The following is a 16,123-nucleotide window of genomic DNA, read 5'->3' on the forward strand; positions in this document are numbered from 1 at the left end:
GTTAGGAGTTGGGATTCAATTAAATCTCAGCAAAACTTTTCATTATATCATAAAATTATTTTGCAAGAGATCTAATGTAAGTTCTGGTATCAATCCAATTCCGTTTTTGAATTAGGGTTCCCAGTTTATCCATGCGCGATCGGAACTCTGTCAGAGTAGGAACATAGCGCTGAATTTGCTGGGTCTGGGCTGCTGTGTAAGTCGTTGGAACTTTTGCTTCCACACTGCTGCAACTAACCAGAAATGCCATCAAAAACGCCATCATCAAGGCAAAAATTGAACGGGGACGAGTCATATCGATTTTAGATTTTAGATTTTAGATTTCTCTATCTCAGGAAAAGGCTGGAAATGCAGCTCGGCGAGGAGCTGGTTCACTGACCTAGCACCGAGAGTTATGTACAAAGTATTATTTTACCTCCTGGCGGCGCAGAAAAGTTATCACAGCATCGCCAACTTTTTCTGACCAATGTTCTTGAGGATAATGCCCCGCTTGTTCCAGTGTGACTAACTCTGCATTTCGCAGGGAACCGACTAGCTTTTGAACTGGTTCAACACTCAGCCAAGGATCTGTCAAACCCCACACAAATAAAGTTGGTCGAGTCCATGCTTTCAAGCCGGATTCAATTTCGGCCATAGACTGCGGCAATTGAATATTGCGGACTGTATTCATGAGCGATCGACCTGCATCCGAACTCTTCAAAAACGGGCGGCGGTAAACATCTAAATCCTTGTCTGATATTGTCTGGCGGCTGCCACCTTCGAGAGTTCTGTCAACCAAAAGCGGGTCTTGAGTCATCATGTCGCCAATAAAAGGCAGCCCCAACTGCTGCATTTTCCAAGGCAATTTTATATCTGCTGAAATTGGTGTATTTATGATGGCTAGACGCTCAATTTTATCGGGATTGCGTAAAGCGTATTGAATGCCGGCTGAAGCTAAAAATCCTTGGACAACGAGGTAAAATCGGTCTAATTCTATAGCTTGAATAAAGCCCGCAAGGGCGTCAACAAAAGCATCGGGAGTGTAGGCAAAGTCGCGCTTGTCTGGTTTGGTCGATCGCCCGTAACCCACCCAATCTGGGGCGATCGATCTAAATCCCTGTGCAGCCAAATCCGGCATCATTACAGTCCAGGTAAAACTCTGGGACGGCAAACCGTGCAGCAGCAGTACGGGCGGTTTACCAGTTTCGTTAACCGGATTTGTTTCCCGATAAAACCATTTCAGCGGGCCTACTTCAACTATCTTCTCATCAATTAACATTATTTTACTGGTTATTTATCAAAGAATAAGGCGGGGAATACCCGCCCTACTTACCTAATAGTTGGGTGTGCATAGAACACCTTACCCAACTAATTACAGCCGCGTTTAGAAATTCATTTCAGCAGCTTGAACTTTTTCGACCTGTTTCTTCTTGAGAACCAGCATGATTTGAGCCAGCATGGTTATAGCCACGAAAGCCATCAATCCTTTAACTCGATCGGCACTTTGCAGCACAATCTCCACGTCTTTTTGACCGAAGCCGCCCACATTAGGATTGTTCGTCAAAAGTTCGCCTGCTGCAACTGTTTGTCCTTCAGTAACAATCAGTTCTGGGCCTGCGGGAATCGTATCAACAACGGCTGCACCTTCAGCAGGTTGAATTGTCACTTCATAACCGCCAGCTTCCGGTTGAGCAATCTTAGAAATGCTGCCAGCTACCGAAGCATTGTAAACAGTATTATTGCTCTTTTCGCCAGTAGGATAAACCTGACCGCGACCGCGGTTGCCACCAACATAAATTTGGTATTTGCCGTAGTGAACAGACTTGTCAGTTGCCGGATTCGGGGACAAAACTGGGAATACCAATTCTTTATACTGTTCTCCCGGTACTGGGCCCACTAAAACAATATTTTCTTGGGTTTCGCTGTAAGGTTGGAAGTAAAGATCACCGACTTTTTCCTTCATTTCTTCGGGAATTCTGTCAGCGGGAGCAATCTTGAAACCTTCGGGCAACATCACAACTGCACCCACATTCAAGCCACCTTTGCTGCCGTCGCCGACAACTTGCTGCACGCTAGTATCGTAGGGAATCTTGACAATAGCTTCAAACACTGTGTCAGGCAAAACAGATTGCGGTACTTCAACTTCAGTCGGTTTTGCACCGAGGTGACAGTTAGCGCAAACAATGCGACCTGTGGCTTCGCGGGGAGTAGCGGGTGCTGTTTGCTGAGCCCAGAAAGGGTAAGCAAATGCTGCTTGGGGAAGTGCGATGTCGCTTGTGAGGAAAAATCCTGCGGCTACGATCGCAATTAAGGCTGTTTTCGCGATCGTCCTGGCACTGCGGCGAAATATCGCAGATAAATTAGTTTGTGGCATTAGAGTATTCAATCTCAAAGGTCAGACAATTTTGGATTTTGGATTTTGGATTTTGGATTTTGGATTTTGGACTTTGGATTATTAGACTGCTTTAGGGATGCAATTATCTGTGGTTTTCACCATTCACCCCCTATCTAAAATCTCAAATCTAAAATCCAAAATAGTTTAAGACCACCAAGGTGCTTCGCCGGTGCGGAAATCTGTTTCTGTCCAAGTTGTAAAAGCGATCTTGTCATCTGCGACAGTGGCGTGGGCCAGGGCCAGAGACAAAGGCGCGGGGCCGCGCACCACTTTGCCCTCATTATTGTATTGAGAACCGTGGCAAGGACAGATAAATTTGTTTTCGCTAACATTCCAAGGCACGACGCAACCCAAGTGAGTGCAGACTGCATTGATGCCGTAGTCGGCGATAGATTGGTCTTCTTTCACCACAACATAGGTGGGGTCGCCTTTGAGACCTTGGGCTAAGCTGCGATCGCCCGCCGGGTGCGAAGTCAAATATTCGCTAACGATGATGTCGTTACCCAAAGCATCTTTAGCTGTCACTCCGCCGCCAACTGCCCCACTCGCCGGAGGAACAAAATATTGGACAACGGGATAGAGTGCGCCCAGTGCCACACCTGTGACTGTACCGAACGTCAGCAAATTCATAAATTGGCGACGCCCCATATCGGGAACATCGGGATTTCCAGCAGAAGATTGAGCCATGACCTGCCTTTACGGTTTTAAGTTACGTTTGTTTGTTAGCTGTTAGCGAACCTGTACGTGCAGACAACTGGGATAATTGCCGTTAATCTGCTCGCACAAATTTTAGGCCGCGAAAATTCCTTTTAAGAATGCGCCTTCCAGCCTTTATTAGAGTATTATTACATTTTTTGAACTTTGTCTTTTATTGTTTAATGGATTAACTCAGGAGCAACCATGACGGGTAAGGATTTACACCAGCTACTGCTAGAAAAATGGGGAAAGTCTTACGATATCAGATTGCGGCGAACACGGGGCAAGATTTTTGTGCAAGTTATGTGGAAATATTTAGAACAGGCATCTTTTCCGATGACGGAGGCTGATTATTTCGAGCATTTGGATGCGGTGGCCAATTACCTCAACGGCTGGGGGAGCACAGAACAGGTGAGAGAATATATCGTGACTACTCGCGATCGCCCCCGCTTGGGTAAAGCTGTCAGCATTCCTCTAGATTTGGGTGAAAGAGCCTCGGAATGGTTGCTAGACGAGTTTTGAATCAGTCAGTCGATTTTAGATTTTAGATTTTAGATTTTAGATGGACTCCACAGCCGGGATCTGGGGGAGTTCCCTAAAGTTTTGTGTCGCGCCGCGGCTGGATTAGTTGAGCCCAAAGTCCCGAAAATCGATCGGCGAGCTTGTCATACGACTTGCTGCTGGTGAGAAACTAAGCTGTGGCGCATCTAATTTGCACAGTTGTTTTGATTCAAAGTCTTGTGTGGCGGGCTTTGCTGCGCGCCCCCAACTGTGGGATTTAAATGCCACAACAGTTTCTGGGGCTTTTTAGGGGCTTTTTTAATTTTGGGCGATCGGACTTCTAGCTTACCAAAATCATCCGAAGCAATTTCTGTCAACAATTTCACATACAATGAGTGTCAGATATCTTGTGAAATTTAGGAGAATGTTGTAATGGGTGTTGCACTGGGAATGGTTGAAGTCTTAGGATTTCCCGCTGCAGTAGAAGTTGCGGACTCAATGGTGAAAGCAGCCCGTGTTACTTTAGTTCGCTATGAGAAAATAACCCGCGCCTACTGGACAATTATAGTGCGAGGAGATGTCTCTGAAGTGCAAGCAGCCGTTGCTGCTGGAATTGAATCAGTTAAAAAGGTCGATGGCGGAAAGTTGCTATCGTATCACATAATTGCTCGTCCCCACGAGAATCTGGATTACGTTTTGCCGATCGGCTACACTCCCGAAGTAGAACAGTTCCGAATGTAGTCAAAGTTTTGACAAAACTTTGGTGTGGAATTGTAACTTTTAGTAATTATAGAGGCGCGGGCGATCGCGTCTCTATATTTTTTGCGGCTAATTCATATCAAATCCGGTAGCATCGGATCGGCCCAGATCCCCCCTAGCCCCCCTTCTTAAGGGGGGGACAATAATCTTCTCAAAGTGGGTCTTCTTAAGGGGGATTTAGGGGGCTCTGGACTCAAACAAAAGCGATATTCCTCATCGGTTTTAGGCGATTGTTCTCACCTATCGCTCGACGCAGACCATACAATCAACCAGTCATGAAATCACGGGCAGGAATGATAGAAGCACTCGAAACTCCCTTCAGAATCCCTATAGGGTTAATGGCTCCAACCTGACGAATCTCGGTATCTAAACCATTATTAATCGACCCAAAAGTGATGTCTGCAAACGGATCGCGAGAACGTACCAACAGTTTATCTTCACCTGGTTTGAAGTCAGCAATAGTATCTATTCCCGAACTCCTCCAAAGCCTAAACTTGTCAGCGCCCCCCCCGCCAATCAACGTTTCGCTGCCGTATCCACCAAGGAGAGTATCGTTATACCTAGAACCTATCGCTACTTCGATGCCGGAGAGCGAGTCTATGCCGCCCTGCCCGTCGGAAGCCCGACCTAACCCAGACCCGTCGCCGACATTCCCCAAGTCGAGATAGACACCCGTTCCTGCATTGCTGTACGATAATGTGTCGATGCCATCCCCGCCATTGAGCAAGTCATTGCCAGCCCCGCCATTGAGCAAGTCATTGCCAACCTCGCCATTGAGCAAGTCATTGCCAACCTCGTCATTGAGAGTGTCATTGCCATCGCCGCCATTGAGAGTGTCATTGCCATACCCGCCATAGAACCCGTCATTGCCAACCTTGCCATCGAGATAGTCATCGCCAAACCGGCTAAAGAACGTTTCGCTGATGTCTCCGCCAATGAGAGTATCGTTATAGTCAGTACTGAGTACACTTTCAATGCCGGAGAGCGAGTCTATGCCACCCTGCCCGTCGGAAGCCCGACCTAACCCCAAATCGAGATTGACGCCAGTTGTTGCAAAAATAAAAGATACTACGTCGATGCCATCGCCGCCATTGAGCAAGTCATTGCCAGCGTCGCTAATGAGAGTGTCATAGCCCGCGCCGCCATTGAGAGTGTCATTGCCCGCGCCGCCATAGAGTTCGTCATTGCCAACCTCGCCATTGAGAGTGTCATTGCCATCGCCGCTATAGAGATCGTCATTGCCCGCGCCGCCATTGAGCAAGTCATTGCCAACCTCGCCATAGCCACCGTCGCCATAGAGATAGTCATCGCCAAACCCGCCATAGAGAATATCATCGCCACCCCCGGCCGTGAGATCGTCATTGCCATCCTCGCCAAAGAGCCAGTCGTTCCCAGCCAGGCCCTTGAGAGCGTCATCCCCAGCCAGGCCATAAATGGTGTCATTGCCAGTAGTGCCATTGATGGTGTCATTGCCAGTAGTGCCAGGTGCCATATATTTAATTTCCGATTGAGATTAAGAAACTGAAACCGTCAAAAAGGTAAAACTCTACAGTGTGGATTTTTAAAGTGAACTTACTAAAAAATCCACCCACAAAACCAACAAGTCTCCTATCTTAGGCAGCCAGGAAACTCAAAAGATATAGCTAGACTTCAGTGAGCCAGCTTGACTCTCTTGCTGAGGTTTTACATTATTCAGTAATTTCACTGTATTTCTATGTTATCTGTCGCTCGAATACTCAGGATTGGCTCGTTTCAAATCTTCATGTAAACCTTAAAAACTCAATCATTAAAATAACTTATGATTGCCAGCCCGATCGCCTAAAGAATAGTGTGAATTAAGGCTCAAAACCTTGACCCCAGACACCTAACACTAAAGTTTGCTAATGTGAATTTTATATTTTATTTTAAATACTTATCAAACAGACACTAAATCAGCAAAGGTTATCAGATAAAACAATCAACTTACTCAAATAGCTGAGAAGCTTAGCTTTACACAATGTTTATAAGCTTACTTAAGTAAATAGGGAATTCGCCCTCAAAATAGCTGAAGCAATGTTTTTAAGAAAAGTTGACAACAATCTCAATCTCGGCTAAAAATAGCAGACAATTTTAAAATTCAGATGTTCGGTAACTTTTACATTGTCTGCTATTCTTAATTCTCATCGCCCTAAAAGCTTCACCAAACCAACCCCGCCAAAATACAAGCTCAGCACCGCACCTCCTAAAAGACTTTGCGTTAAAGGGTCAGTAGAAGGCGTTAAAACCGCTCCCAAAACTGCCGCTCCCAAGACTACATAGCGCCAGCCGGAGAGCATTTGGTTAGAAGAAACTATGCCCAAAACTCCGAGCAATACTTGGACAATCGGGATTTGAAAAGCTAAGCCAGTGCTGAACATTAACAGGAGCACAAATTTAAAGTATTTGTCGATCGACCACAACTGCTCTACAACATCGGCTCCATAGGTAACAAAGAAGTTGAGCGCCGCCGGAATCAGAGCGATGTAAGCAAATACTAACCCGCCCAAAAATAGGAAACTCGAACCGAAAAACACAGGCCCCAGCAACCTGCGTTCTTTCCGAGTCAAGCCGGGGAGAACAAACAGCGCTATCTGGTAAAAAATAAACGGAGTGGCGATGAGCAAACCGCTGTATCCGGCTACTTCGATAGAAACAAAGAAATACTCGCCGGGAGCTAGTTGCAGAAACTTGACGGGCCCTGCCGGTACTTCTAGCAGTTGCACGATGGGTTTAACTGTGAAAAAGCAACCGATTACAGCGATTACTACTGCAATTAGCGAGTAGAAAAGTCGCTGCCGCAATTCTTCTAAATGATCGAATAAAGACATTTCAACTTCGTCGGGAAGTTCGTCGAGAAATTCGTTTTCTAAGTTGCGAGAACCCATCGCACCGCCTGCGATTGGTGCAATGCTGTTTTCCGGGCTAATTGCTTCGAGATTGTTGTCGGAACCTTGTTCGGGTGTCTCCAAGTTTGAGGGAGCAGTCATAGGAAATGGGTAATTGGTAAGGGGTAATTAGGAAGATGGAATGGGTAATTGAAAATTGGTAATTAATTGGAAATTGGAAATAGGGAATAGTTATTTCATCATGGCTCCGAATTCCTTCTTCATTCTTTATTCTGACTTGAGCAGCAGAAGGAACGATCGATAATTAATCCGTGTATCCGTGTCAAAATCCGTCTAGTGCCTTCATTATTCAATCACGATCGCAATTTTGCCGATCGCGCGGCCCGTTTCGCTGTAAGCGTGGGCTGCTGCTACTTCTGCTAAGCTGTAAGTGCGATCGACAATCGGCTCAACTTTATCGGATTCTATTAACTCCCGCAAAGCCCCTAAATCGCTGGGGTTGGCATTGGCTAGAATGAATTTAGCTTTTTTACCCGATATAAACCAGCTCGTTAACATCGGTGCGAGGTTCTCGAAACTTGGCAAAGTCGATATATAAATTCCCTCTGGTTGCAGCACTTTTTCGCATTCAGCAAATGTTCTCGTCCCGACAGCATCTAAAATTATATCATATTTATCTGTCTGTTGAGTAAAGTCAATTTCTGCGTAATCCAGGACAAAATCGGCTCCTAAACTCTTCACCAATTCTCTATTTTTAGCACTGCAAACTCCCGTTACTTCCGCATTCATTGCTTTCGCAACTTGCACGGCAAAAGTGCCGACTCCGCCGGAAGCGCCGTTAATCAATACTTTATTTCCTGCTTGAATTTGACCCAAATCCCTGAGCGCTTGCAAAGCAGTTAAACCTGCGATCGGTACTGCTGCTGCTTCTGCATGAGTGATGTTTTTCGGTTTAAAGGCGGCATCCGATTCTGCCACTACCGCGTATTCGGCGCAAGCACCCCCACTCATGGGATTTAAGAAAGTATAAACTTCATCTCCGGGTTGAAATTTGGTGACTTCCCGGCCGACTTCCACGACAACTCCCGAAATGTCAGAACCGACGATTCGAGGAAAGTTAAATCCTGTTAATAGTTGCAGGTGTCCTTGCCGGATTTTCCAGTCTACGGGATTGACGCTGCTAGCCCGAACTCGCACTAACAATTCGTTGGATTTGGCGATCGGCTTTTCCAACTCTCGGTACTGCAATTCCTCGGCTGAACCGTAGCGATCGAACGCAACTGCTTTCATGGCAAATTTTCCGGTTTATTTCCAATGGAACATTCAATCCTTTACAATTACAGCACATTCGATCTCAATGTGACACAGTAAATTGAGTCACCCTTGTAGCAGCCGGCGATCGACTCTTGGAGGCTTCCAGACAGGACGCAGGCGTGAGGCAATGGGTTCGCTGGCAAGCGTGCGATCGACTAGAGATTAAAATTAATAGGAACAGGGCGGGCGATCCCATAACCCTGAGCATAATCTACTCCAATCTCCCGCAATTTTTCTAAGATAGTCTCGTCTTCGACAAACTCAGCTATAGTTTCAAGATTCATCGCATGGGCAATACGATTAAAGCCTTCAACTAGCGCTTGAGAAATCAAATTATGACTAATATTCTTGACAAAAGCACCATCAATCTTTAAATAATCAACTGGTAAATTCATCAGATAAGCAAAAGAACTCAACCCACTGCCAAAATCATCTAAAGCAAAGCAACAGCCAATCTTTTTGAGTTCGCCCATGAAATATCTGGCTTGCTCAAAGTTTGCGATCGCTGCGGTTTCCGTGATTTCAAAACCAATGGTTTGTGGGGGGACTTTGTATCGAGAAAATTGTTCGATTAAAAACTTCAAAAACTGATTGTTACTAATGCTAGCCCCAGAAAGATTGATCGTATACAAGCCTTGGTTAACATCTTTTTCCGGTAATTTGTGATAATTAGAGAAAAAAGTTTCGATTACCCAACAATCGATCTCAGTTATCAAGCCATAACGCTCGGCGGCGGGAATAAACTCATTTGGAGATACTACTTCTCCATTTTCGTCCAGCATTCTGAGCAAAATCTCATAATGCTCTACTAATGGGTTAGAGCTAATAGAGACAATCTTTTGGCAGTAGAGACGAAAATGATTGGTTCCCAACGCTCGGCTGATTTGGGAAATCACCAGTCTCTCACCACGTTGTTTAATTACTTCCTCATCATCTAGGCTATAAACATGAACACAGTTGCGGCCTCTCGCTTTGGCGGCATAACAAGCTGCATCAGCCTCTCCCAGAACCTGCATCAAATCTTTGCTGGTTTGGTTAATGGCAACAACTCCAATGCTGACCCCGATGATAAAGGTTTTGCTATTCCAAATAAACCGAAACTTATGCACTAAGTCTTTGAGTTTTTCTGCAATCTGAGCTGCTTGAGAGAGCGAACACTGAGAGAGTAAAATACCAAATTCATCACCTCCCAAGCGAGCCAGCATATCACTAGCACGGACTCCCTGTTGAATAAGTGCGGTGATTTGGCGCAGTAGCTCATCGCCAGCAATATGCCCTACGGTATCGTTAACGACTTTGAACTGATCTAAATCTAAATAACAGAGAGCGTGCTGCTGATTGCTATCTTGACAAGAGGCGATCGCCTCAACTAGCTGCTGCTCAAATCTTCGACGGTTGATTAACCCCGTTAGGGCATCGTGACTGGATTCCCAAGAAAGTTGACGGGTGAGATAGCGCGATTCAGTAACATCATGAAAGACCATGACTGCCCCGATAATTTTACCTTGGCGGTCTCGAATCGGTGCTGCCGAGTCAGCAATGGGATACTCCGTTCCATCATGGGAAATCAGAATAGTATTGTTAGCTAAGGTCACAATTCGCTCCTCTAATAGAGCCTTGTTTATAGGATTCTCTACTAGCTCTCGCGTTACTTGATCGACAATTAGGAAAACTGTAGAAAAAGGAACTCCTTGAACCTCATGAGTTTTCCAGCCTGTCAGCCGCTCAGCTATAGGGTTGAAATATGTTACATTACCTTGGGCATCAGTAGTAATGACCGCATCGCCAATGGATTGCAGAGTCACTTGAGCCAATTCCTTTTCGGCAAAGAGAGACTCTTCGAGACGTTGCCGTTCTTCAATTTCTCTCAAGAGACGTAAATTTTGCTTTTGGAGGCTTTGTTGCAGCCTTCGGATGGTTAGGTGGGTTTCGACACGAGCTAATACTTCTTCGACTTGGAATGGCTTAGCAATATAATCTACCCCTCCCGCAGCCAGCCCTTGCACCTTATTAAAAGTTTCATTTAGCGCACTTAAAAAAATTATTGGAATGTCTACGGTGCGCTCATCAGATTTTAATTGTCGGCAAACTTCATACCCATCCTGATCGGGCAACTTAATATCTAGTAAAATTAACTCCGTCGATGGAGATTGGGCGGCTCTGAGCGCCATTGCACCTGTCGTGGCACTGCGAACTTTATAACCCTGTGCGCTCAAAGTATCCCTGAGAAGACGCAGGTTATCAGGCAGATCGTCAACAATTAAAATATTACCTCGGTAGTTTGTAGCTGGATCGCTAACCCGATCGCTAGTTCTATCGATAATCATACTGATTTCCATAGTTTCTTGCTAGACGACTATAAACATATGCACAAATAGTATAGTTGAATTATTAGGTTAAAAAAGTTACTTTACCCACAAAGAAGTCCTGCGCTCCCGGAGATATGGGGCTGGCAAGGGGGCGCAATCATACAAAATCTCCATTGTTCGGCTAGGGGCAGTCCCCCCGTGGTTGCCCTTCTTCGCTTCGCCTAACATGATCAGAAGAACATTGTTTCAACCCAAGCAGCCGACTTATGAACAAGCGCATTTCTCACATGGCAAGTCTACTCGTCATTGCGATCGGATGTCTCGTGCTGCTGGGTTGGCAATTTGACATCTCCCTACTCAAAAGTGGTTTTCCTGGTATGACTTCGACCATGAAAGCAAACACGGCACTTTGCTTTTTGTTGGCTGGAGTGTCTTTGAGATTGTTACAGCACCAAAGACTAACCCGAATGCACTATAGAATCGCTCAAGGGACAGCAGGATTCATCATCATCATCGGTGTGCTGACGCTGAGCGAGTATCTCTTTGGTTGGCATCTGGGCATTGATGAGTGGCTTTTCCGGGATGTCGTGTCTTCAGCGACTCCTTATCCGGGAAGAATGGGAGTAAATACCGCCCTAAATTTTGTGCTGATGGGAGTAGCACTATTACTGCTAGGGAAAAATTCCCAACGGGACACTTGGTTGGCTCAGATTTGCAGTAGTATTGCAGCTTTAATTTCTCTGCTAGCTTTATTTGGATACATCTTTGAGGTCAAAATTTTCGCCCAACTAATCGTAGTTACAACAGCTCAAGTACCATCCACGATCCTAAGCTTTTTCATCCTCTATGGGGGAATTTTATGGCTCCGACCCAAGGAAGGATTAATGCAAGTAGTAACCAGCCCGCTAGTCGGCGGACTGATGTTGCGGTGCTTGCTGCCTTGGGCAGTAATCTTTCCAGTGGTAATGAACTGGTTCACTCTTCATGGGGAAAAACTAGGCTGGTATAACGCTGAATATGGCTATGCCTTGCGGTCAGCCATCATGGTTTTCACGTTCTCAATTCTCATTTGGGGGACGGCTCGTTTTTTGAACCTGATAGATTACAAGCGCCAACAAGCCGAAAAAGACCTTAAAAAACTTAACGAAACTTTAGAAATTATTGTGGCTGAACGAACAGATGCTTTACAAAAATCGCAGGCTCGTTTTGCAGGAATTCTGGAAATCGCCAGTGATGCAATTATTTCCGTCGATCGCACTCAACAGATTACCCTGTTTAATCAGGGGGCGGAAAAGATTTTTGGCTATAAAACAGAGGAAGTTTTAGGGCAACCCCTGAGCTTACTGCTGCCAGAGCAGTTTAGGAATGCTCACCAGCAGCATATCCAACAATTTGCTCAATCTTCTGGTAAAGCGCGAAGGATGGGAGAACGAGGTGAGATTTTGGGTCGTCGCCAAGATGGCACCGATTTTCCTGCTGAAGCCACTATTTCTAAGCTGGAAATGGGAGACGAAACGGTATGTACTGTTATTCTGCGCGATATTAGCGATCGCAAAAAAGCCGAGGAAGAATTACTTCAAACAACAACGCTGCAAAAAGCCATTTTAGATAGTACCAACTACACCATCCTTTCCACAGCCGCAGATGGTACGATTCTTACCTTTAATAAAGCCGCCGAGAGATTGCTGGGATATAGTGCCGAAGAAGTTGTGGGGAAAGCCACACCTGCGATCCTTCACGACAAGGAGGAAGTCGTGCGGCGCGCCCAAGATTTATCTGCTGAGATGGGAATCTCTATCGAACCAGGATTTGAGACTTTTGTTGCTAAGGCACGCCTTGGAATGCCAGACGAGTACGAATGGTCCTACATCCGCAAAGATGGCAGTCGCTTTCCATTACTCCTCTCGGTGACGGCTTTATATGACCCAGAAGGCAAGATCACAGGGTTTCTCAGCATTGGAAACGATATTACCCTCCGCAAGCAAGCAGAAGCATCACTGGCACGCATGGCAGCGATTGTGGAACATTCTGGTGAGGCAATTATTAGCAAGTCCTTAGACGGCATCATTTTAAGCTGGAACAATGCAGCAGAAGAAATCTTTGGCTACAAGGCTGAAGAAACCATAGGACAATCGATTAATATTCTAATTCCACCTCATCTTATCTACGAAGAACAGCATATTCTAGCCACGCTTCGACAAGGAGAAATAATTAAAAACTATGAAACTGTGCGCGTCCGCAAAGATGGACAGCTTATCGACATCAGTTGTACCATATCACCTCTGGAGGACACAGCAGGCAGAATTGTTGCGGCTTCTGTAATTAAACGCGACATCACTGCTCGCAAGCGTGCTGATGTCGAACGCCAACAAATGGAGACAGCTTTACAAAAGAGTGAAGAGCAGTTTCGCCATGCGTTTGAAGATGCCTCGATCGGGATGGCGATCCTTTCCCTCGATGGGCATTTTATTAAGACCAATTCAGCTTTCTCTCAGATGATTGGTTATTCCCCAGAAGAACTTTTAGGGTTAACTTTTCAAAGCATAACCCATCCTGAAGATTTAGAAGAGGATATAAAAAATGTCAATCTGCTAGTAACAGGCAAGATGTCACTTTATTCCCAACGAGAAAAGCGCTATATCCATAAACACGGACATATTATTTGGGGTTTACTTAACGCCTCGGTAATCAGAGACAAGAAAGAAAATCCGCTAAGTCTTATTGCTCACATTCAAGATATTACGGAACGAAAAGAATCTCAAAACAAGCTAGAACTGCAAAGTATTATTATGAATAATATGGCAGGTGGTGTATGTTTAGTCAATGCCTCAGACTTGACGATCATTTACGCTAATCCTAAATTTGATGCGATTTTTGGCTATACAGAGGGCGAACTCGCAGGTCAACCCGTTGGTGTAATAAATTATGTCGAGACACAGGTGACACCCGACGAAACCGTTGAAGATATTGCGACTCAACTCGATCGGGACGGGGAAGCGCAATATGAAGTCTACAACAAAAAAAAAGATGGCACACTCTTTTGGTGCAGAGTTCATACCTCTAGGTTTGAGCATCCTGAATACGGAACTGTATTTGTTGCGGTTCAGGAGGATGTATCGCAGCTAAAACTTGCTGAACAAGCCTTACAATCCACCACAAATCGCCTTAACTTTCTCCTGAACTACAGCCCCGTCGTTATTTTTAGCAGTAAAGCTGATGGCGACTATGGCGCAACCTTCGTAAGCGAAAACATCAAAGATGTAATGGGCTACGAAACCAAAGCATTTTTAGAAGAGTCTGGATTTTGGATGAATCATCTGCATCCCGATGAAATAGACCAGGTGCTTAATGGAATAACTAACCTGTTCACAGATGATTTTTATTTTCAGGAATTCCGTCTTCTGCACGCAGATGGGAATTATCGCTGGGTACTCGAACAACTCAAGCTAATTCGCGATCGTGCAGGTAGACCAGTGGAAATCTTGGGATATTTAATTGATATTAGCGATCGCAAACAATCTGAGGTGGAACTTCGGCAGGCGAAGGAAGCAGCAGAAGCAGCCAACCAAGCCAAGAGTGTCTTCCTCGCCAATATGAGCCACGAACTCCGCACCCCCCTCAACTCGATTTTAGGATTCACGCAATTGATGAGCGATGAAAGCGCTCTGACTCCTTCTTTACAAGAACGCTTACAGATTGTCAACCGTAGCGGTAAATATTTGTTGGACTTGATTAACGATATTTTAGATTTATCCAAAATTGAGAGCGGAGGGATGACGCTCAATCCTTCTGACGTTGACTTGACAAGTTTACTGACTTGTATTGAAGAAATGTTGCTAATTAAAGTCCAACCCAAAGAATTAGCGCTAATTGTCGAGCGAGATCCCGATCTTCCCCAATTTGTAAATACCGATGAGAAAAAACTATATCAAGTCTTGGTCAATCTGCTCGGGAATGCGATTAAATTTACCAAGCAAGGAAGCATCACCCTACGGGTAAAAGCAGGACAAAGAGATCAAACCTCCTGTCACCTATGTTTTGAAATCGAGGATACAGGTGTGGGAATTTCGCCAACAGAAATTGATAAATTGTTTAAGGTTTTCGTGCAAGCCGAAGCTGGGAGTAATTTGAGTCAAGGCACTGGGCTGGGTTTAGCGATCAGTCAAAAACTCGTCCAACTCATGGGCGGTCAAATTCGGGTTAAAAGCACTTTGAACCGAGGTAGCACTTTTTCCTTTGAGATTGGTGTACAGTTACCTCAAGCAGAATCCTTACCCCCAGAATCAATTAATCAAAGAGTAATTGGTTTAGCTCCTGGACAACCAACCTACCGTATCCTTGTTGTTGAAGATTTAGCAGACAATCGCCGCTTGTTAGTCGAGATCCTTACCTCCGTTGGCTTTGAGGTGAGAGAAGCAACACAGGGAGTTGAGGCAATCTCACTGTGGGAGAGTTGGCGGCCACACCTGATTTTCATGGATCTGCGAATGCCAATCATGGACGGCTACACAGCTACTAAATATATTAGAGAACGCCCTAACAACCAAGAAACTGTCATTATTGCTTTAACTGCCAGTGCTTTTGAAGAAGAGCGAGAGAGCGTTCTCATGGCTGGCTGTAACGACTTTATAAGCAAGCCATTTCAGAAGAAAAAACTTTTTGACAAACTCGCTCAATATTTGGGAGTACAATATATCTACGAAGCCCTAGGACCAACTCCACAAAAACTATTAGTTGAAAGTGTGTCTGTAGAAGATATATCTGTTATGCCCCCTGAGTGGTTAGAACAAATGTATCAAGCCGCTTACTATCTCGATACCGAAGTTATGAATGAATTAATTGTAGAAATTCCCGAATCTAAAGCAGGTTTGTCCCAGGCACTAACTGATTATATCCACAATTTTAATTCTGACCGAATTATGGATTTAATTCGACCTCTACTCCCCAATCCCCTTTAGCTATCGAGTTTAAGGACAAAGAAGCTATAGTGCTGTAAGCAGTGGCTATATTTCCAATAGAAACCAACAGGGGAAAGGATTTGGAAGTTATTGGAGATGTGTGTTGCAGATATCTATCAGCATGAGGCAATTCCATATACATTAGATGGAATGTGCTGTATCATATAGCAATTATATTTTTGGTGTAAAGGGGATTTATTTTTTTTATTAACCGCAGAGGGCGCAGAGGCCACCGAGAAAGAGAAAAGAGATAGAGAAATGATTGATTTAACGTAAGGATTCAGGTCAGAGGGTATTGACAAGTGTGACATTCTGGGCGGAATATTACAATTATGGAAAAAAACCTGC

General features: G+C 44.9%; 11 protein-coding genes. 3 read left to right on the forward strand and 8 right to left on the reverse strand.

What is annotated here, in order from left to right; all coding sequences use genetic code 11:
- Positions 1 to 55 precede the first annotated feature (55 nt).
- The 4 genes from QUA34_RS28745 to petC all read right to left on the reverse strand — a co-directional run bounded on the left by QUA34_RS28745 (position 56) and on the right by petC (position 3,061).
- Positions 56 to 295: a hypothetical protein gene (locus tag QUA34_RS28745; RefSeq protein ID WP_333390796.1), complete on the reverse strand. Its 240-nt coding sequence runs from the start codon at positions 293 to 295 to the stop codon at positions 56 to 58.
- 111 nt (positions 296 to 406) lie between these two features.
- A complete protein-coding gene (locus tag QUA34_RS28750; RefSeq protein WP_333390798.1) occupies positions 407 to 1,258 on the reverse strand; it encodes an alpha/beta fold hydrolase in 852 nt (283 codons plus the stop codon).
- A gap of 105 nt (positions 1,259 to 1,363) precedes the next feature.
- Positions 1,364 to 2,353 (reverse strand): cytochrome f, encoded by a 990-nt coding sequence (gene petA, locus QUA34_RS28755; RefSeq protein WP_333327347.1) that lies wholly within the window; start codon positions 2,351 to 2,353, stop codon positions 1,364 to 1,366.
- A 165-nt stretch (positions 2,354 to 2,518) separates the two neighbouring features.
- A complete protein-coding gene (petC, locus tag QUA34_RS28760) occupies positions 2,519 to 3,061 on the reverse strand; it encodes a cytochrome b6-f complex iron-sulfur subunit (protein ID WP_333390801.1) in 543 nt (180 codons plus the stop codon).
- A gap of 213 nt (positions 3,062 to 3,274) precedes the next feature.
- Here petC and QUA34_RS28765 point away from each other — a divergent pair, with 213 nt between their 5' ends.
- Together QUA34_RS28765 and QUA34_RS28770 are read left to right on the forward strand one after the other, a co-directional pair.
- Positions 3,275 to 3,592, forward strand: a complete 318-nt coding sequence (locus QUA34_RS28765; protein ID WP_333327341.1) for a DUF3067 family protein — start codon at positions 3,275 to 3,277, stop codon at positions 3,590 to 3,592.
- Between the two features lie 411 nt (positions 3,593 to 4,003).
- Positions 4,004 to 4,312 carry a carbon dioxide-concentrating mechanism protein CcmK gene (locus tag QUA34_RS28770; RefSeq protein WP_006631236.1) on the forward strand — a complete coding sequence of 103 codons (309 nt, stop codon included), beginning with the start codon at positions 4,004 to 4,006 and terminating at the stop codon, positions 4,310 to 4,312.
- A 283-nt stretch (positions 4,313 to 4,595) separates the two neighbouring features.
- Here QUA34_RS28770 and QUA34_RS28775 read toward each other — a convergent pair whose 3' ends face one another.
- The 4 genes from QUA34_RS28775 to QUA34_RS28790 form a co-directional block, all read right to left on the reverse strand.
- On the reverse strand, positions 4,596 to 5,822 hold the full coding sequence (locus QUA34_RS28775; protein ID WP_333390804.1) for a calcium-binding protein: 1,227 nt from the start codon (positions 5,820 to 5,822) through the stop codon (positions 4,596 to 4,598).
- A 667-nt stretch (positions 5,823 to 6,489) separates the two neighbouring features.
- On the reverse strand, positions 6,490 to 7,335 hold the full coding sequence (gene tatC, locus QUA34_RS28780; RefSeq protein WP_333390807.1) for a twin-arginine translocase subunit TatC: 846 nt from the start codon (positions 7,333 to 7,335) through the stop codon (positions 6,490 to 6,492).
- A 204-nt stretch (positions 7,336 to 7,539) separates the two neighbouring features.
- Positions 7,540 to 8,484 (reverse strand): NAD(P)-dependent alcohol dehydrogenase, encoded by a 945-nt coding sequence (locus QUA34_RS28785; protein WP_333390810.1) that lies wholly within the window; start codon positions 8,482 to 8,484, stop codon positions 7,540 to 7,542.
- A 179-nt stretch (positions 8,485 to 8,663) separates the two neighbouring features.
- Positions 8,664 to 10,835, reverse strand: coding sequence for an EAL domain-containing protein (locus QUA34_RS28790; protein ID WP_333390813.1), 2,172 nt, complete (start codon positions 10,833 to 10,835; stop codon positions 8,664 to 8,666).
- A gap of 248 nt (positions 10,836 to 11,083) precedes the next feature.
- On the opposite strand from QUA34_RS28790, the gene QUA34_RS28795 reads away from it, so the two are divergent.
- Entirely contained in the window at positions 11,084 to 15,775 is a 4,692-nt protein-coding gene (locus tag QUA34_RS28795; RefSeq protein WP_333390815.1) for a PAS domain S-box protein, read from the forward strand.
- Positions 15,776 to 16,123 lie beyond the last annotated feature (348 nt).

The organism is Microcoleus sp. POL10_C6 (genome assembly GCF_036701585.1).
GTDB lineage: Bacteria > Cyanobacteriota > Cyanobacteriia > Cyanobacteriales > Microcoleaceae > Microcoleus.